A 16,375-nucleotide genomic window follows, 5' to 3' on the forward strand; every position below is an offset into this window, starting at 1 on the left:
GTTCCAGGTGACGTCACGTCGGCCGGAGCGGCATCCTCGCCGCTCCGGTCGTCGCCGGGACAGGTCCGGCCTCCCTCGGTCGAGCGGACCGTGTTCGTTCAGCGCGACGCCGACGCCTCCGCTCGCGCCTCCAGCTTCCGGAAGTTGTCGCCGCGCTCGCGCTCGATGCGCAGGAAGAAGGGGTCCACCCCGACGTGCGTCGGGCGCTTGTCCACCACGAAGGACACCTGCGTCGAAGCGCCCTGGAAGCGCAGGCGCTCCACGTGCAGCGGGACGTCCTCTCCGGAGCCGTCTCGCGGCGACTCGCTGTAGACGGCGACGTCCAGGGCTTCGTCCAGCGGCAGGGGGACAGCCTCGCTGCCCCGGCGCGCGTGCTTGGACGTGGACACCCGGGCCGTCACCCGGAAGCGTCCATCCGCCTGCGCCTCCACCGTGGCGGACTCCACCTTCAAGTCGTACAGCACGACCTCTTTCAGCCACTGGTCGATGAGGACCTGCTGTTCGGCGGACGCCTCCGCGTGCAGCGCGTCCCGCAGGTCCAGCGTCGTCAGCGAGTTCTCCCGGGCCTGCGCGTGCAGCAGGTGGCGCAGCGCCGCGTCCAGCTTCGCCTCGCCCAGCAAGTCCCGCAGCGCGTTCATCACCAGCGCGCCCTTGCCATAGTAGAGGTACGACTGGCCCGTCCCCTTGTAGAGCGGCGGCTCCTGCTCCGCCTCCTCGGCGCGACCCGAGAGATAGCGGTCCCGGTCGAAGGCCAGCACGGGGAGCAGCGAGCGCTCTCCGTGCAGCCCCGCCAGCACCCGCTGCTCGGAGTACTTGGTCAGCGACTCCACCAGCATCGTCGCGCCTTCCACGGAGGCCGGGTCCAGCATGTGGCCCCACCACTGGTGGGCCACCTCGTGCGCCGTGCGCCGCGTCACCAGGTCCACCGCGTCCTCCCGCCCCATGTCGGTGAGGAAGCCCCGGTCCTCCACGAAGTAGATGACCTGACTCATCGCGAACGCGCCGAAGTCCCAGTACGAGGGAATCTCCACCACGCGCAACTGCGTGTCCGGGTAGCGATGGAAACGCGCGCCAAAGTCGTCGAGCGAGCGCGTCATCGCCGTCAGGATGGCCTTCACGTTGTAGGGATGCGCGGGGTGGTAATACACCTCCACGTCGACGCCCTGGTGCCGCGTCTTCTCCACGGCATAGCGGGCCGAGACGATGGCGAACATCGGCGTCATCGGCCGGTCCACCACGTAGTGGAAGTAGCGCCGCCCACCCTCGCTCCACTCCTTGCGCAACGTCCCTGGCGCAATCGCCGTCTGGTCTTCCGCCGTGGACACCGTCACGTCGAGGGTGTGCCAGACCTGGGGCGACGGCGCGGGCGCGGCGCCACTCTCATCCAGTGGAGGCATCCTCGGAATCTCCGGCAGGCCGAGCTCCCTCCGCCGGGCCGGGTTGCCCATCTCGTACGTCCGTCGGTAGCCCAGCGTGGGGAACGCCTCCGTCTGCCGGATGAAGGAGCCGTTCTCCACCAGCGACAGCTCGAAGTCTCCCGCCCTCACGCCCCGCTCCTCCCGCGTGACGTCGAAGGACAGCTCCGACACATCTCCCGGAAGCAGCGGGGAGGCCAGCTTGAAGCAGTACATGCCGAAGCGCTCGTCATGGGCCACCTGCTCCGCGCCTCGCAGCGCCAGCGAGACGGGCCGGGCGGTCCGAGGCACGGCGACCCACACCGTGTCGATGGGCGACAACGTCCTGTTCTCCAGCCGGTACGTCCCGGTGACGCGATAGCGGCCCTCGGCCGGGAACAGGTCCACCGCGGACTTCACGGCGACGATGCTGGGAAGCGGAAGCGCCTCGTGGATTTTGTACGTCCGCTCGTAGTCGGCCTGCCACGCGAGGAACGTGTCGCGGGACTCGTAGGCATTCAGCCCGTAGGTGTCGTGGAGGATGAGTCCTCCCGTGCCCACGAGCACCACGCCACAGCCCACCGCGCCGGCCAGGCCCCCGCGTCCCCACCGAGCGGCAAGCGCCTGGAACCGGACCCCCAGCCGGGGCGCCAACCCGCGCCGCCACAGCCCCCAGGTGACCAGGGCCAGCAGTCCCGCGAAGGCGCTCCAGTACACCATGAAGGCGGTGAACGACGCGGCCATCGGGCCATGGCCATTCAGGTCGGTGTGAGTCACCTCGGGCGCCGCGCCAAAGCGCGTCAGCGGATGCTCCAGTCCCCAGCCCGCGCCCTGGCCCACGACGATGGCCAGCACCAGGCTCAGCACCATGCCCACGTAGCGATGCGGGCTCACCGTCTGGATGAACAGCACCGCCACCGCGAACAACACCAGCGGCAGCCCGGCGAAGTAGAACAGCGACAGGTAGAGGCCCGGCTCCAGGAGTTGGTGGCCGCGCGCGAGCTGGAAGAGCACCCCCAGCACCATGGGTGTCCCCGTCAGCACCCCCACCAGCGCCACGAGCGCCGCGAGCTTGGACACGACGAAGACGACGCTGGAGACGGGCGTCGCGTCGAGGAGCGCATCGAAGCGCGCCATGCGCTCCCGCCACGCCAACTCCGCGCCGAAGTAGATGAGCACCAGCGTGCCGAGCTGGGACAGCGGCGTCCAGATGCTCTCCAGCACCCGGCCCGTGGTGGGGATGCGACGCGTGCCGTACTCCCCTCGCCCCGCCCCCGTCACGATTTCCATGCCGACCATGAACAGCCACAGCGCCAGCAGCGCCAGGAACGGCCAGCTGCGCAGCAGGTGCCGCAACTCCAGCCGCGTCGCGGAGACCAGCACGTCCCACGTCATGCCGCGCCCCTGGGATGACTCCACTTCGACAGGCCGGTACGTGGAGGGCACCGTGGACGCGGACTCGCTGGAGCGCTCGTCGCGCCGGGGCTTCACCGCCGCGCTCCGGAAGGAGAAGCGCCAGTGGACCCCGCCCAGCACGCACGCCGCGACGCCGAGCCACAGGAGCCGGTTCCAGAGGAGGTTTCCCTCCAGCGAGAGCAGCCGCGTGTTGCGCTCGGCTTCCGTCCAGTAGCGCGTCTGCTCGAAGAAGGCGGACAGGCCAAACGGGTCCAACAGCGCGGCGCGAGCCATGGCCTCCGGCGTCTGCGGCGACACCCCCGCCATCAGCGGCGAGTCCGCCCACATGGCGCCGACGATATAGAGCGCATACACGAGGACGCCGCCGACGTAGCTGGCCAGCGTGCTGCGCGACAGCGCGGAGACGGCGAACAGCAGCGACGCGGCGAACACGACATTGGGCACCACGAGCACCACGAGCGCCCACAGGTAGCTCACGACACTCAGGGGCCCCAACTGCTCGGGCGCCACCGCCACCACGAACGGAGAGACCATCAACGAAAGCGTCGCCACGCCGAACACGGCGAGCGTCGCCAGCAGCGCTCCCAGGAAGCGGCCCAGCAGGTAGTCCCGCTGGGTGACGGACGTGGTGTAGAGCAGCTCCGTCATCCGGTGCTCGGCGTCGCGCTGCACGGTGTTCGCGCAGAAGATGCCCAGCACGAAGAGCGACGTGAGCGACAACAACCCCAGTGACTTCGCGACGCTGTAGGGCGAGTTGACGTGGATGCCGTCACCGCCGTAGCCCGTGGCGACGAACAGGACGCCCAGCCCGAGGAAGAACGCGGACGCGGCGAAGAAGACGGCCTGGCGCGTCTGGTAGCGCCATTCGAAGTGGAGGATGCCCCGGAGCATGGTGGGTCCCTACGCCGCGCGCCGGTGGGACAGCGTCGAGAAGTAGACGTCCTCCAGGTCCGGAGCCACCGGCTCGAACCCCTCTTCCGGGCGCGCATCCGCGAGGACATGCACGCGCGTGCGGCCCGCCTGGAGCTGCGTGGAGAGGACCGGGAACGACTCGCGGTACCGCGCCACCGCCCCCTTCTCCACCGTCTTGCGCCACACCCGCCCCTCCAGGGACGCCACCAGCGCTTCGGGCGCGCCCTCGCACAGCACCTGCCCCTCGCTGAGGATGGCCATGCGCGGACACAGCTGGCGCACGTCCTCGACGATGTGCGTGGAGAGCAGCACGACGACGTGCTCCCCCACTTCCCCCAGCAGGTTGTGGAAGCGCTGGCGCTCCTCCGGGTCCAACCCCGCGGTGGGCTCGTCCACGATGAGCAACCGGGGGCTGCCCAACAGCGCCTGGGCGATGCCGAAGCGCTGGCGCATGCCGCCGGAGAAGCCGCTCACGGCCTTCTTGCGGTGCGCATGGAGGTTCGTCAGGTGCAGCAGCGCCTGCACCTGCTCCCGGCGCTCCCTGGCGCGCGTGAGGCCCTTGAGGAGGCCCAGGTGGTTGAGCAGCTCCTCGGCGGACACGCCCGGGTACACGCCGAAGTCCTGGGGCAGATAGCCCAGGTGGCGCCGGTGGGCCTGCGGCTGGGCGAGCACGTCCAGCCCGTCGAACACCACCTGCCCCGAGTCAGGCTCCTGCAGCGTGGCGAGGATGCGCATCAGCGTGGACTTGCCGGCGCCGTTCGGCCCGAGCAGGCCGAAGAGTCCTCGTTCGATGGTCAGGTCGATGCCCTGGAGGGCTCGAACCCCATTGGGATACGACTTCGAGACAGCGGAGATTCGCAGCATGGGGAGCGCGGTGGGGCGGTAGGGATGACCGCCTTGCTACGCTCCGGCTCCCCGCGCGATTGCAGCGCCGTGGGGCGAACAGACCCGCATCAGTCGATGGGACGGACGTTCGAGGCCTGGAGTCCCTTGGGCCCCTTCTGCACGTCGAACTCCACCTTCTGCCCGTCCCTCAAGGTGCGGTGGCCATCCGTCTGAATGGAGGTGTGGTGGCAGAACACGTCCGCGCCACCGTCGTCCTGCGCGAGAAAGCCGAAGCCCTTCGCGTCGTTGAACCACTTCACGGTACCCGTCGCCATACGCGGCATCCTCCCTGTCGCGACTTTTGCGTCGCCACATGCCCGGAAAGTGGCATGGGGGACGACGCGTAGCCCGGACCCGAGGCGCCTGTCGACGGGCGACGTTCGCGACTATCCACCGGTGAGCTTTCGGCCGCCCCCCTGGATACGACAAGGCCCACCACGGTGCTTCGTGGTGGGCCCGACTGCGGTGGGGACCTAGTACTCCACAACCGGCTGCGGACCGGGAATGATGTCCGCGATGTCCGGGTCCACTTCACCAGGCTGGCGGGGCGTCTTGTCCCCCTTGTCCTTCTTGCGCTGCTCGCGCTTGGCATCCTTTTCCTGCTGATGCTGCTTGCGCGCCTGCTCTTTCTGACGCTTCGTCGACCTTCCTTGCATGTCGCCTCCCTCCTGAAAGCAAAAGCCCGACCTCACTCAAAAGGAGACCGGGCATGAGTGCTGGAGCGGACGCGCTCAGCCGATCGGGCGGACGTTCGAGGCCTGAAGTCCCTTGGGCCCCTTCTGCACTTCGAACTCCACCTTCTGACCCTCGGCCAGGGTCCGGAAGCCGTCCGCCTGGATGGCGGTGTGGTGGCAGAACACGTCAGGGCCGCCATTATCCTGCGCGATGAAGCCAAAGCCCTTCGCGTCGTTGAACCACTTCACGGAACCAGTCGCCATATGCGTCTTCTTTCGTCTTGCGGCATTCGAGGCCGCCTTTCACCCCAAAATCTGGGGTGCCGGACTGCCTCTAGCCTGATAGGAGGCCCCTGTCATCACATCCAGGCCTCGAAAAACCAACCTACCCCAACCCCGCGCGGAACAACGCACGAGCTACCCGAACAATTCTCGTTTCAGTTTAACGGTGGGCGCTCCCACCCGCCGCATTCCGGAAGGTAAGAAGACCCGGCGAAAAGGGCGCATTCAGCCTCTGCCGGAGCCCTCCTCGGGCAGGCGGCCAATACCTCCGCGACACCCCAGCTCCCCCGCCCGGCCCCGTCATGCCTGGGAGCGGGCGCGACGTCCACCCGGATTGTGAAGGACTCAACGGCGCCTGTGGACAGCGGCGCGTTGACGGCGTCCGGACGCCACTGAAAGCCGCTGCTGGCGCACCGCGCGAAGCTCCACGACGTTGCCGCGGCGCGCCTCTTCCAGCGCGTCCACCAGCCCACGCTTGCCGCCGAAGTGGTAGCGCGGCGCGCCGCGTCCCACGTGCGCGTGCCGGGCCACCGCCGCGAGCGTCAGCGCCTCCAGTCCGTGCTCCCTGACGAGCTGCTCCGCCACGTGCAGGAGCCGCTCGCGCATTCCCTCCTCGATTCCCGCGCGCGGCGGCGCGACGATGAGGTGAAACCAGGGCCACCCCAGCATGACGTTTCCCCTTCTCTTCCTTCAGGCTTCCGGACCCAGGGCGGGCCACGGCCGCGACTCGCGCTACGGCCGGGACGTAACCTGCTTGCGGACGTTTCCAACAGTGATGGCTCGTGATTCCAAACATCACCGGTGTGAATTCTCTGGGACTGGGATGCGCGGGACATGACGCCCTCGAAGCCCGGCGCGAAGGGGGGTCCTCGGCGGCGGGCACGCAAGCGGCCGGTGGTGATGGCGGCCACGTCGCTGGTGTTGGACGGTGCTTCGGGCGCCTCGCTCCAGACGCAGCTCGTGGAGGCGCTGCGCGCGGCCATCGTCGCGGGGCGGTTGGCGCCGGGCACGCGGCTGTTGTCCACGCGCGCGCTGGCCGAGCAGCTCGACATGTCGCGCAACACGGTGCTCAACGCGTACTCGCGGCTCTTGTCGGAGGGCTATCTGCTGGGCCAGTTGGGCTCGGGCACGTATGTGGCGCACGAGCTGCCGGAGCGGCTGCATGCCTCGCGGCGCGCCGGGGCTCCCGTGACCGCGCCGAAGCCGAAGCACACGCCGGGAATCTCCAAGCGGGGGTGGGCGGTGGCCGGCCTGCCGGACCTGCGCATCACCGCGCCTGGCATTCCCGCCAGCCGGCTGGCGTTCCGCATGGGCACGCCGTCGGTGGATGCCTTCCCAAGTGACTTGTGGGGACGGCTGCTCAACACGCGCTGGCGGCGCTCGTGGGGCGACCTGCTCAAGCGCGCGGAGCCCGCGGGCCATCCGCCCCTGCGGCGCGCCGTCGCGGACTATCTGGCGACCTCGCGGGGCGTGCGGTGTGTCCCGGAGCAGGTCATCATCGTCAATGGCGCGCAGCAGGCGATGAGCCTGGCGGCGCAGGTGCTGCTGGACCCGGGCGACGCCGCGTGGGTGGAGGACCCGGGCTACTTCGCGAGCCGGGGCGCGCTCGTCGCCGCGGGCGCCACGCTGGTGCCCGTGCCGGTGGACGCGGAGGGACTGGACGTGAACGCCGGCATGCGGCTGCGGCCGGACGCGCGGCTGGCCATCGTCACCCCGGCCCACCACTTCCCGCTGGGCGTGGCGATGAGCGAGGAGAGGCGGCAGGCGCTGCTCGCGTGGGCTGTGCGCTCGGATGCCTGGATTGTGGAGGACGACTACGACAGCGAGTTCCGCTACGTGGGCCGTCCGCTGCCCGCGCTCCAGGGGCTGTCGCCGGACGCGCGGGTCATCTACATCGGCACGTTCAGCAAGGTGGTGTCTCCGGCCCTGCGGGTGGGTTACCTGGTGGTGCCGGAGTCGCTGGTGGACGTCTTCAGCGCGGCGCGGCGCTTCGCGGACGGCCACACACCCGTCATCGAGCAGGCGGTGCTCGCGGACTTCATCGACGAGGGCCACTTCAGCCGCCACGTGCGCCGCATGCGCGTGTTGTATGGGAGCCGGCAGGAGGCGCTCGTGGAAGCAGCCCGGCGCGAATTGCGCGGGCAACTGGACGTGTCTCCCCTCCACACGGGCATGCACCTGGTGGGCTGGCTGCCGGAGGGAATGGAGGACCGCGAGGCCAGCACGCGCGGCATCGAAGCCGGGGTGATGACGCAGCCCCTGTCCGCCTTCCGGACCCAGTCCACGGGCCCCGGAGCGCTCCTGCTCGGCTACGCGTGTGTGCCCGAAAAGGAAATCACCGAGGGCGTGCGCCTGCTCGCGCGCGCCCTGCGCTGAACAGAGTCCCTCGCGGCTCGCTGGGAAGTGGCCCCCCACCCAGGTCCGAAGTGGCACCATCGAGGGGTGCGCGAGTGGCCCTCGCGCGTCGTGGGCCCCCCGGTTACTTCACGCATCAGCGAGGGGGACACGACGTCCCGCCCTGCAGGAGACGAAAGACCATGGAAGCACAGCGTTTCGAGACCGCGAAGCTGGCCCCGGGCATCTTCACCGCGATGATGGGACTGGAGAAGTATCTGCATCAGTGCGGGCTGGAGGTGGGCCTGCTGCACCTCATCAAGCTGCGCGCCTCCCAGCTCAACGGCTGCGCGTACTGCATCGACATGCACTGGAAGGACCTGCGCGCCATCGGCGAGACGGAGCAGCGGCTCTATGGGCTGGATGCGTGGGAGGAGAGCCCCTACTACTCGGCGCGGGAGCGCGCGGCCCTGGCCTGGACGGAGGCCGTCACGAACCTGCGGGACGGGCATGTGTCCTCGGCCGTGTACGAGTCAGTGAAGCCGCACTTCACGGACAAGGAGCTGGCGGACCTCACCGGCGCGGTGGCCACCATCAACGCGTGGAACCGGCTGGCCATCGCCGCGCGCTCGGTGCCGGGGGCCTACCAGCCGCCGAAGTCGGCGCACAAGGCCGGCTGAAGCCATGCGGTTCGCGACGCCGCCCGGGTGTATCGACGCGAGCCCGGGCGAAGCACTACTGTCCGGGACTCATGGCGGACACCCGACAGAAAACGCCCCCCACCCACTTCACGGAGCGAGAGGCCGCGGAAATCATCCGCGAGGCCAGCGCGCATGCGCTCGCGAGTCGCGAGCCGGCGCGGACCCTGACGCGTGAGGAGGTGCTCACCATGGCGCGGGAGATGGGCCTGAGCGAGGCGGCCGTGGAGGTCGCCCTGGTCTCCCGCGCCCAGAAGGAGCAGCACCAGCGCAAGGACCGCAAGGAGCTGCTGGGCCTGGCGACGCACGGCCTCAGCTACACCATCGCCCTCGGCGGGCTGACGTTGATTGACCTCTTCTCCGGCCCTGGCTGGTGGGTGCACTGGCCCGCGCTGGGCTGGGGCATCGGGCTGGCGTTCCATGCCATGGGCACGGTGATGGGGATGGCCCGACGCGAGCTGAAGGTGGAGGACGAGGACTAGGTCGTGTCGGTGGGGACCTTGGCAAGGACTCGCAACAGGGTAAGAATTGAATCCGCATCTTACCTGATTTGAGTTGAAGCCTTGTGAGGTCATGCCGCCATGCCTGACGAGCAGCTCCGGGTGTCCCAGTCCCTGATGATGATGGTGAACGCGCAGGGGCAGATGACCGCGCTCGCCTCCATGTCCCATCCACCCCTGACCCTCACCCCCGCGCAATGGTGGCTGGTCGGGTCCCTGCGGTCCGCCTGCCCGAAGGAAGACGTCCTCGCGATACCGAGCACGTTCTCGCGCGCCCAGCTCGACGAAGCCCTCGACACGCTCCTGGCCCACTCGGTGGTGGTTCCGGTGAAGGGCACCCAGGTGGACAGCTCGCGCTACGTGCTGGGGCCGGGAGGCTGGGCGGATATCGCCGAGCATCACCGGATGCTCTACGACACGGTGCGCGTCCACGCCTACCGCTCGTCACTGTTCCGGCACGCCAGGGACCAGGTCGTCCTCGACATCGGAACGGGGACGGGCCTGCTCGCGATTCTCGCCGCGAAGGCGGGGGCACGACATGTCTATGCCATCGAGGAGTCCGCCATCGCGGAGGTGGCCCTGGAGATGTACGCCGAGAATGGCGTCGCGGACCGCATCACGTTGTTGCAGGGCAACAGCCGCGACATCGAGCTGCCCCAGCGCGCGAACGTGATTGTCCATGAGCTGCTCAACACAGACCCGTTCGGGGAGAACCTGCTGCCCGCAATCCAACACGCGACGCAGCACTTCCTCGCCCCGGGAGGCCGGCTGATTCCCCATCGCATCGAGGCGATGTGTGTCGGCGTCCAGATGACGGAGCCGGTGAGCTCCGGACAGCGCATGCTGCGGGAGGCGGAGAACCTGAACGACTTCTATGGCCTGTCGTTCAAGCCCGTGTTGAAGCGGATGCAGGCCGCGTTCGACGTCGCCGGCCCGAACTTCGACCAGGGAGGGATGGTCATTCCCCCCACCGCTCCGCAGACGCTGCTCACCCGCCCCTGCCTGCTCCGGGACGTCCAGCTCGACGGGGATTTGACCGAGGCGATGAACGAGCAGTCCGTCGAATCGGTGCTCGAGGTGAACGCTCCCGGCATCCTGGGTGGCGTGGCCATCTACTTCCGCGCGCACATGGACGAGCACACCGTCCTGTCGACCTCGCCCTCCGCGCCGCCGACGTGCTGGGGCTTCCAGGTGAAGGAGTTCAAGGAGCGGGTGCAGGTGCAGCCCGGAGACCGGGTGAGAATCGTCTCGACGCTCAACCGCTCCCACGGACACCGGTTCAAAATCGTCCTCGCCTGATGGGACGGCGGCGGGGTGGCCCACACGCCGTGGCGGCTCAGGTCCCCGGCGGCGTGCGCGGCAGCTCCGTGCCGAACACCGCCTGGAGCATGTCCACCAGTCCAGGCCACTCCTCCGCGCCCAGCCACAGTCCCTCTTCGACGTGCTCCACGCTCATGGCGAGTGACGCGGTCTCGAAGAGCCTCGCGGAGAGCACTCCCTCCGCGGGGAGACGGCCCTCCACCTGGAGCACCTGGCCGTCCCAACGGAACCCCGGCGGCAGGAGCCGCTCCGCCATGGCGCGCAGCGCGGAGCGGCCGGCGCCCGCGCGCAACAGTCCCATCACCAGCGACGAGGCCCCGCGCGACTCCTCCAGCTCGACACGGCCGGGCGTGCGCAGCCACAACCGATAGCGCCCCGAGACGAACTCCACCCGCTCCAGCGTCGTCTCCACGCGCAGCTTCCAGCCCTTCACGGACAGCCGGATGTCATAGAGCTCCGGCCGGGCCTCCCAGTGGCGCAGCTCCACGTTCTTCGCCTTGCCGAGCAGTTGGCGCACCACCGTCTCCACGCGCACGTGAGACAGGCGCAGCCGTTTGCCGCCCACGTCCACCGCGACGTCTCCGGAGAGCGGGGACGGCAGCCGCTTCGCCCACTCCCGCGCGCCCTCCAGCAGCTTCATCGCCAACGACTGACTCGACATCCCAGCTCCTCCCGAGTGGGCGCGCAGCATGCACTGGATTCCCGACGCGGAAAGGAGGCCCTCGGGTACGAGGGCCTGTCACCCCGGATGCTCAGGGTGCGAGCGACGGGAAGCGACCCGCCTCCCAGTCCGCCAGCCGGGCGCGCCCCTCGGCCACGCTGTCCACCACGAAGTTCCACCAGATGACGAGCGGGTCCGGCAGCGGCTCACCTCCGAACACCACCGCCCGCCCGCCCTTCACCGAGTGCAGCGACAGCGTGGAGGCGCCTTCGTCCAGGTGCGCGAGCACGCCCCGCTCCACCGTCGTCCCACCCACGGCCACGTCCCCGTCCGCCACATAGAGCGCGAGCGCGTGCGTGGACGGCACGGGCAGCGACACCGAGGCCCCCGCCTCCAGCTCCACGTCCAGGTACGTCAAGGGATGGAAGGTGGGCACGGGGGAGACGGCGTCGCCCAGGCGACCGGCGAGCACGCGCACGCGGGCGCCCTCGCGCTCCACGAGGGGCAGCCGCGACGCGGGGACATGTTCGAAGGAGGGCTCCGTGTGGCGCTGCTCTCGCGGCAGGGCGACCCAGGTCTGGATGCCGTGCAGCGGCGCGGCGCCGGGGCTCGAATCCACGTCCTCCGCGTGGACGATGCCGCGTCCGGCGGTCATCCAATTCACATCGCCCGGATGGATGTCCTGCACCGAGCCCACGGAGTCGCGATGACGGAGGGCGCCGGAGAACAGGTACGTCACCGTCTGGAGGCCCACGTGGGGATGCGGGGGGACGGCCATGGTGCCCGGTACGGCGGGCGAGGGCCCGAAGTGGTCACAGAAGACGAAGGGCCCCACGCGCCGCAACTCCACCCGGGGCAGGGCTCGCAGCACCCGCGAGTCCCCCACCAGCTCCGTCGGCTTCGCGGGCCACAGGGCAGCCACGCCACGCTCCGCCAGGGCATCCACGCGCGCCGCCGACGCTGAATCCGTCCCCATGCTCGACTCTCCTCGCCGGGCGTCCGCGTGAACCCGCGTTGTCGTGGAGCCCGAATGCCGGATGCTAGTATCACCCACTCTTCCCCTCGCGCATCCCCCCGGACCCATGGCACGAGCCTCCGCCGCACTCCCGGTTGAACCGTCTCTCGCCTTGCCGCGTGCCTTCTGGAAGCGCTTCGCCCGCGAGCATTGGGACCAGGGGCCCACCGTGTTCCCGGGGATGTTCCCCCGCCACTTCCCGTCGCCCTCGGAAATCTTCGAGGCGCTGCTGAACGTGGGCATGCGCTACCGGCAGGGCGAGTCGATGCTGCCCGTGCGCTTCTACGTGGAGAGCGAGGCGACCGCGGAGGGACCGCCGGAGGTCCTCGCGGCCGTCGCGCTGTCGCGCTACCTGCCCCTGCCGGAGGACGGTGACGTCGACGGGTACGCGCGGCGGATGGAGCGACTGCTGCAGGGACGGCGCTTCGGACTGGTGCTGAGCAGCACGGAGAGCCACCACTGGAGTCACTGGCTCCAGATGCGCAGCTTCCTGTCCGGCTTCCACGGCGCGCTCGGCGTGCCGCTGGGGGGCGCGGACTCCGCGCTGTTCCTGGGCAACTACCGCCACACGCCGTTCGGCGTGCACAAGGACGACCTCCACGTCTTCTACTTCGTCATCCAGGGCCGCCGCAGGATGAGCTTCTGGCCGCTGGAGGCGCTCAGCTCGCGGCCGGAGGTGGCGCCGCATGCGGACCCGGGGCTGAAGGACCGGCCACACGGCGTGGTGCCGCGCGACGCGGAGGACGAGCGTCAGATGATGGCCCAGGCGCGCGTGCTCGAGGCCGGCGCGGGGGACTTCATGTACTGGCCCTCCTCGTACTGGCACCGCTCCGAGCCGAGCAAGGGCCTCACCATCGCCGCCTCGCTGGGCCTCGGCTTCCGCGCGCCCATGTTCCTGGACCGCGCGCCCGAGCAGCCGTGGCCGAGCAGCCTGCGTCATGGAGAGCTGCCCCAGGACGGACGCTGGACGTTGCCAGGTTCGGTGCGCGCCGCGCTCGCCAGGCAGGCCCGGGGCCCGGGGCTTCGAGCCACGCGAGTCACGCTCACCGAAGGCTGGGCGCGCTTTCTCTCCAACGGCGCCCTGGAAGGTCCTCCTCCCGAGGCGCGGGGCCTTGCGCCGCTCACGCTCGAGGACACGGTGGTGGCGAGCCCCGCGCGGCCCATCGTGATGGTGCCCCTGGACGAAGCGCGCCTCGTCGTGGCCGCCAACGGCTACTCGCGGACGCTGCGCTCCACGCCGGGCGCGCGGCGGCGGCTCCATGCGCTGGTGGAGGCGCTGAACTCCGGCCGGCCCCAGGCAGTGGAGGCGCTGGAGGAGTCCTTCTTCCGACGCCTGCCTTCGCGCGCGTTTCCCCGCGCGGGCGTGCGCTCCCTGTTGGATGAGTTGGCGCGGTGGCGCGCGGTGTGGCGCCACGTGCCCACGCGCCGACGCTGAACGCCTCACCCTCCCGGGGGAGGCAGCACCAGGGTGGGCGTGCCGCACCCCTCGGCCGAGGGGAAGAAGGCCAGGTCCGAGCCGACGCCGCGCAAGCCGCGGAACGTCTCCAGCACGGGCAGCTCCAGCTCCAGCGGCTCCACGCGGTGCACCCGACGTCCGTCGCGGACCTCCCAGCCTCCCGCGATGAGCGACACCGTGCCCGGCGTGGGCATGGTGGAGAAGTTCTCCACGCGCGCCACCAGCTCCGTGTAGTCGGAAGGCAGCGCATCCTCGCGCGGCAGGACACACAGGTTGAGCGGCGTTGACGTCGCGGGGTGAGCGAGCTCTCGGAGTCCTCGGCCCCCAGGCTCGACCCCGAGGCGCGCGGCCGTCTCCTCCGTGTGGAGGAACCCCGTGAGGCGGCCCTCGTCGACGAGTCGCAGGACGCGGGCGGGCCGCCCTTCGTCATCGATGCTCCGGTGCTGGGTGCCTCGGGGGTCCAGCGGGTCATCCACCACGGACAGGATGGAAGGGAAGAGCTTGCGGCCCACGGCGCGGGTGAGCGCGGGCATCGCCGAGGCGATGTCTCCTCGCAACAGCCAGGCGAGCCCCGCGACGAGCGGCGCCGCGACGGCGGGCCGCAGCACCAGGGGAAGCGAGCGGTCCGCTTTCTTCACGGGTCCTTCGAGCGCGGACACGGCGTCGGCCAGGCGAGCGCGCACCGGGCCAAGGTCCCCCTCTCCCTTCGTCATCCCGGGCCGCAGGGGCACGGCATCCACCAGCGCGCCGCGCGACGTCTCACAGCGCAGGAAGGCCGCCTCATGCTCGACCTGCCGGAAGGACTCGAAGCCATCGCCGCGCAGGAGCAAGGCCCCCGAACATTCCTGCTTCACCACCAGGGCCTGGACGACGACTCCCTCGGGCAGGACCTCCTCGACGATGCGCTCGGCGCGGAGGCGCGCGCGCGAGGGATGCGTCCGCGGGCGCCACGCGGTCTGGGAGACCGGGGTGCTCTCGAGCGAGGCGGGAAGAGGCACGGGCGTACCGGTGCGTGCCTTGCCTTCCGCGGACAACAGCAACCGCTCCAGGGCCGCCACGCCATCCACGGACTCGACGGCGGTGCCCATGAGCGACTCGGTCCAGACCCGGGCGGAGGCGGTAAACCCGTGCCCCCAGCTACAGGAGGAGGTCCGCGTGGCCACGTCGTAATCCATCGACAGGTCCGCATGCGACAGCAGGTAGAGCTCCGCGCTCCGCCATCCTCGCTCGCGACACAGGCGGTCCATCACCTTCCGTGCCTCGACACTCCAGTCCCGGGGTGACAGGCCCACCGTGTCCGCCAGGTCGGCCTCCGTCGCGTCCACGTCCTCGTCACCTTTCGACATGCGGACTCATCCACCCAAGGGCCTGCTTCCGAGCCCCGTCGCGCCACGCGCTCACGTCCCCGCATCATGCGTCTCGTGGAAGTCCTCCACCAGCCCCGGTCTCGGTCCACCACGCGGCGTGATACAACCTGGGAGCGCGATACCTCGCGCGTCCCCCGACACGGACGGAAGGAGCCTCTCGCCTTGGATTGGTTCGTGGAGCGACGCGAGGTCTCCGACGTGCTCCACCTGCGCTCCGGCATCCGCGTGCCACCCGCGACCTTCGAGCGCGGTGTCTGCGCGCGCAAGGGCAGCCCGAGCCACGGCGAATACACCTGGACGGAGCTGGCACGGGACGCGCCCGCGCCAGGCCTGCTCCCCGGTGAGGTGCTGGAGCGGACACGCGGACCGCTGGTTCGTCCCCCCGCGCTGGCGGACGGCGCCGCGCTTCGCGAGGACGTCGTGCGCCGGCTGGTGACAGTCGCTCGCGAGGCGGGCGCGGCCCACCTGGATGTGACGCTGCGCGAGGTGGACCGCTGGACGCTCCACGCCCATCCCGAGCGGCTCGTCGAGGAGCACACCCGTCATGCCCTGCTGGAGGTGAAGGCCTTCCACGGCGAGCCCGGTGGCCCCCGGTTCGATGCCTGGCGCTGCGTCAGCCACCCCGACGCCGCGCACCTCCATGCGGCCCTGCCCGCCCTGGAAGCCTGGGTGGACACGCTGGTGCGCGAGCTTCGGGAGACGACTCCCGCGGTGCCATGCCCCTCCGAGGCGCTGCCCATCCTCCTCCCACCGGGCGCGGCCTCCGCGTGCTTCTTCCACGAGGTCTGCGGCCATCCGATGGAAGGGGATGTCGTCGCGCGAGGCGGCTCCTTCCTCGCGCGCCGGATGGGACAGCGCGTGGCGGAGCCCTTCGTCCACGTGTCGGACGACCCCACGGATGCACAGGGCGCGCTCGGCTTCGCCTGGGACGATGAGGGACACGCGGCGCGCGCGGTGCCGCTCTTGCGCGAGGGCGTCGTCACCTCGCCCCTGCTGGACACGCGCAGTGCTCGGGCGCTCGGCCTGGAGCCCAACGGCCACGGCCGGCGCGTGGACTTCCGCCATCCGCCGCTGCCTCGCATGGCCCACACCCGCGTCGAGCCCCACGAGGGAAACCTGAACGCGTTCCTCGCGGACATGGGCCACGGGCTGCTCGTGCAGCACCTCACTCCACGGCACATGAACCTGCTGTCGGGGGACTTCAGCTTCTACATCGTCGAGGCCCGTGAGGTCCGCGACGGGTGCGCGGGGGCTCGCGTGGGCCCAGGCATCCTCTGGGGCAACGGGCTGACGGCGCTGGCCGCCATCGACGCCGTGGGCTCCGACGCGCTCAACCTCTTCGCCACGCGCGGGTGCCGCAAGCTGGACCACGGCCCGCTGCCCGTATCCTTCGGGCAGCCGTCGGTCCGCTTCCGCGCGCTGCAGGTCCGGCCCGGGGCTTGAGAACCCCCGAGGCCTGGA

Annotated in this window: 15 protein-coding genes; 6 read left to right on the forward strand and 9 right to left on the reverse strand. The window is 70.3% G+C overall.

Annotated features, from left to right (window positions below):
* Positions 1-98: 98 nt before the first annotated feature.
* From FJV41_RS17715 to FJV41_RS17740, 6 genes are all read right to left on the reverse strand, one after another.
* Entirely contained in the window at positions 99-3,701 is a 3,603-nt protein-coding gene (locus FJV41_RS17715; protein ID WP_141643680.1) for an ABC transporter permease/M1 family aminopeptidase, read from the reverse strand.
* 9 nt (positions 3,702-3,710) lie between these two features.
* Complete coding sequence (locus FJV41_RS17720; RefSeq protein ID WP_141643681.1) at positions 3,711-4,586, reverse strand: ABC transporter ATP-binding protein; 876 nt, start codon at positions 4,584-4,586, stop codon at positions 3,711-3,713.
* Positions 4,587-4,675: 89 nt separating this feature from the next.
* Positions 4,676-4,882 (reverse strand): cold-shock protein, encoded by a 207-nt coding sequence (locus FJV41_RS17725; protein WP_141643682.1) that lies wholly within the window; start codon positions 4,880-4,882, stop codon positions 4,676-4,678.
* A 198-nt stretch (positions 4,883-5,080) separates the two neighbouring features.
* Positions 5,081-5,263, reverse strand: a complete 183-nt coding sequence (locus tag FJV41_RS17730; protein WP_141643683.1) for a hypothetical protein — start codon at positions 5,261-5,263, stop codon at positions 5,081-5,083.
* A 75-nt stretch (positions 5,264-5,338) separates the two neighbouring features.
* Positions 5,339-5,545, reverse strand: coding sequence for a cold-shock protein (locus FJV41_RS17735; RefSeq protein WP_141643684.1), 207 nt, complete (start codon positions 5,543-5,545; stop codon positions 5,339-5,341).
* 363 nt (positions 5,546-5,908) lie between these two features.
* Positions 5,909-6,232, reverse strand: coding sequence for a helix-turn-helix domain-containing protein (locus tag FJV41_RS17740; RefSeq protein ID WP_141643685.1), 324 nt, complete (start codon positions 6,230-6,232; stop codon positions 5,909-5,911).
* Positions 6,233-6,397: 165 nt separating this feature from the next.
* Between FJV41_RS17740 and pdxR the strand changes: the two genes are divergently transcribed.
* The 4 genes from pdxR (at position 6,398) to FJV41_RS17760 (ending at position 10,394) form a co-directional block, all read left to right on the forward strand.
* Positions 6,398-7,939, forward strand: a complete 1,542-nt coding sequence (gene pdxR / locus FJV41_RS17745; RefSeq protein WP_141643686.1) for a MocR-like pyridoxine biosynthesis transcription factor PdxR — start codon at positions 6,398-6,400, stop codon at positions 7,937-7,939.
* 161 nt (positions 7,940-8,100) lie between these two features.
* A complete protein-coding gene (locus FJV41_RS17750; protein ID WP_141643687.1) occupies positions 8,101-8,577 on the forward strand; it encodes a carboxymuconolactone decarboxylase family protein in 477 nt (158 codons plus the stop codon).
* 71 nt (positions 8,578-8,648) lie between these two features.
* The gene (locus tag FJV41_RS17755; protein WP_141643688.1) at positions 8,649-9,077 is read left to right on the forward strand and encodes a 2TM domain-containing protein; all 429 of its coding nucleotides are present in this window, start codon (positions 8,649-8,651) and stop codon (positions 9,075-9,077) included.
* Positions 9,078-9,176: 99 nt separating this feature from the next.
* The gene (locus FJV41_RS17760; RefSeq protein ID WP_141643689.1) at positions 9,177-10,394 is read left to right on the forward strand and encodes a 50S ribosomal protein L11 methyltransferase; all 1,218 of its coding nucleotides are present in this window, start codon (positions 9,177-9,179) and stop codon (positions 10,392-10,394) included.
* Between the two features lie 37 nt (positions 10,395-10,431).
* On the opposite strand, the gene FJV41_RS17765 is transcribed toward FJV41_RS17760, so the two are convergent.
* Together FJV41_RS17765 and FJV41_RS17770 are read right to left on the reverse strand one after the other, a co-directional pair.
* The gene (locus tag FJV41_RS17765; protein WP_141643690.1) at positions 10,432-11,076 is read right to left on the reverse strand and encodes a hypothetical protein; all 645 of its coding nucleotides are present in this window, start codon (positions 11,074-11,076) and stop codon (positions 10,432-10,434) included.
* Between the two features lie 91 nt (positions 11,077-11,167).
* Entirely contained in the window at positions 11,168-12,052 is an 885-nt protein-coding gene (locus FJV41_RS17770) for a pirin family protein (protein ID WP_174487673.1), read from the reverse strand.
* A 151-nt stretch (positions 12,053-12,203) separates the two neighbouring features.
* Here FJV41_RS17770 and FJV41_RS17775 point away from each other — a divergent pair, with 151 nt between their 5' ends.
* Positions 12,204-13,526 carry a cupin-like domain-containing protein gene (locus FJV41_RS17775; RefSeq protein ID WP_181790730.1) on the forward strand — a complete coding sequence of 441 codons (1,323 nt, stop codon included), beginning with the start codon at positions 12,204-12,206 and terminating at the stop codon, positions 13,524-13,526.
* Positions 13,527-13,531: 5 nt separating this feature from the next.
* Here the strand turns inward: FJV41_RS17775 and FJV41_RS17780 are convergent, their stop codons facing one another.
* Positions 13,532-14,893: a metallopeptidase TldD-related protein gene (locus FJV41_RS17780; protein ID WP_141643693.1), complete on the reverse strand. Its 1,362-nt coding sequence runs from the start codon at positions 14,891-14,893 to the stop codon at positions 13,532-13,534.
* Positions 14,894-15,076: 183 nt separating this feature from the next.
* Between FJV41_RS17780 and FJV41_RS17785 the strand changes: the two genes are divergently transcribed.
* On the forward strand, positions 15,077-16,357 hold the full coding sequence (locus FJV41_RS17785) for a TldD/PmbA family protein (RefSeq protein ID WP_246137262.1): 1,281 nt from the start codon (positions 15,077-15,079) through the stop codon (positions 16,355-16,357).
* Positions 16,358-16,375: the final 18 nt, after the last annotated feature.

This window comes from Myxococcus llanfairpwllgwyngyllgogerychwyrndrobwllllantysiliogogogochensis, from assembly GCF_006636215.1.
Lineage (GTDB): Bacteria > Myxococcota > Myxococcia > Myxococcales > Myxococcaceae > Myxococcus > Myxococcus llanfairpwllgwyngyllgogerychwyrndrobwllllantysiliogogogochensis.

What these genes read in the sequence shown, in the direction of transcription:
- FJV41_RS17715 (WP_141643680.1), bottom strand. Translation starts at nt 3,701, where the DNA reads ATGCTCCGGGGCATCCTCCACTTCGAATGGCGCTACCAGACGCGCCAG.
- FJV41_RS17720 (WP_141643681.1), bottom strand. Translation starts at nt 4,586, where the DNA reads ATGCTGCGAATCTCCGCTGTCTCGAAGTCGTATCCCAATGGGGTTCGA.
- FJV41_RS17725 (WP_141643682.1), bottom strand. Translation starts at nt 4,882, where the DNA reads ATGGCGACGGGTACCGTGAAGTGGTTCAACGACGCGAAGGGCTTCGGC.
- FJV41_RS17730 (WP_141643683.1), bottom strand. Translation starts at nt 5,263, where the DNA reads ATGCAAGGAAGGTCGACGAAGCGTCAGAAAGAGCAGGCGCGCAAGCAG.
- FJV41_RS17735 (WP_141643684.1), bottom strand. Translation starts at nt 5,545, where the DNA reads ATGGCGACTGGTTCCGTGAAGTGGTTCAACGACGCGAAGGGCTTTGGC.
- FJV41_RS17740 (WP_141643685.1), bottom strand. Translation starts at nt 6,232, where the DNA reads ATGCTGGGGTGGCCCTGGTTTCACCTCATCGTCGCGCCGCCGCGCGCG.
- pdxR (WP_141643686.1), top strand. Translation starts at nt 6,398, where the DNA reads ATGACGCCCTCGAAGCCCGGCGCGAAGGGGGGTCCTCGGCGGCGGGCA.
- FJV41_RS17750 (WP_141643687.1), top strand. Translation starts at nt 8,101, where the DNA reads ATGGAAGCACAGCGTTTCGAGACCGCGAAGCTGGCCCCGGGCATCTTC.
- FJV41_RS17755 (WP_141643688.1), top strand. Translation starts at nt 8,649, where the DNA reads ATGGCGGACACCCGACAGAAAACGCCCCCCACCCACTTCACGGAGCGA.
- FJV41_RS17760 (WP_141643689.1), top strand. Translation starts at nt 9,177, where the DNA reads ATGCCTGACGAGCAGCTCCGGGTGTCCCAGTCCCTGATGATGATGGTG.
- FJV41_RS17765 (WP_141643690.1), bottom strand. Translation starts at nt 11,076, where the DNA reads ATGTCGAGTCAGTCGTTGGCGATGAAGCTGCTGGAGGGCGCGCGGGAG.
- FJV41_RS17770 (WP_174487673.1), bottom strand. Translation starts at nt 12,052, where the DNA reads ATGGGGACGGATTCAGCGTCGGCGGCGCGCGTGGATGCCCTGGCGGAG.
- FJV41_RS17780 (WP_141643693.1), bottom strand. Translation starts at nt 14,893, where the DNA reads ATGTCGAAAGGTGACGAGGACGTGGACGCGACGGAGGCCGACCTGGCG.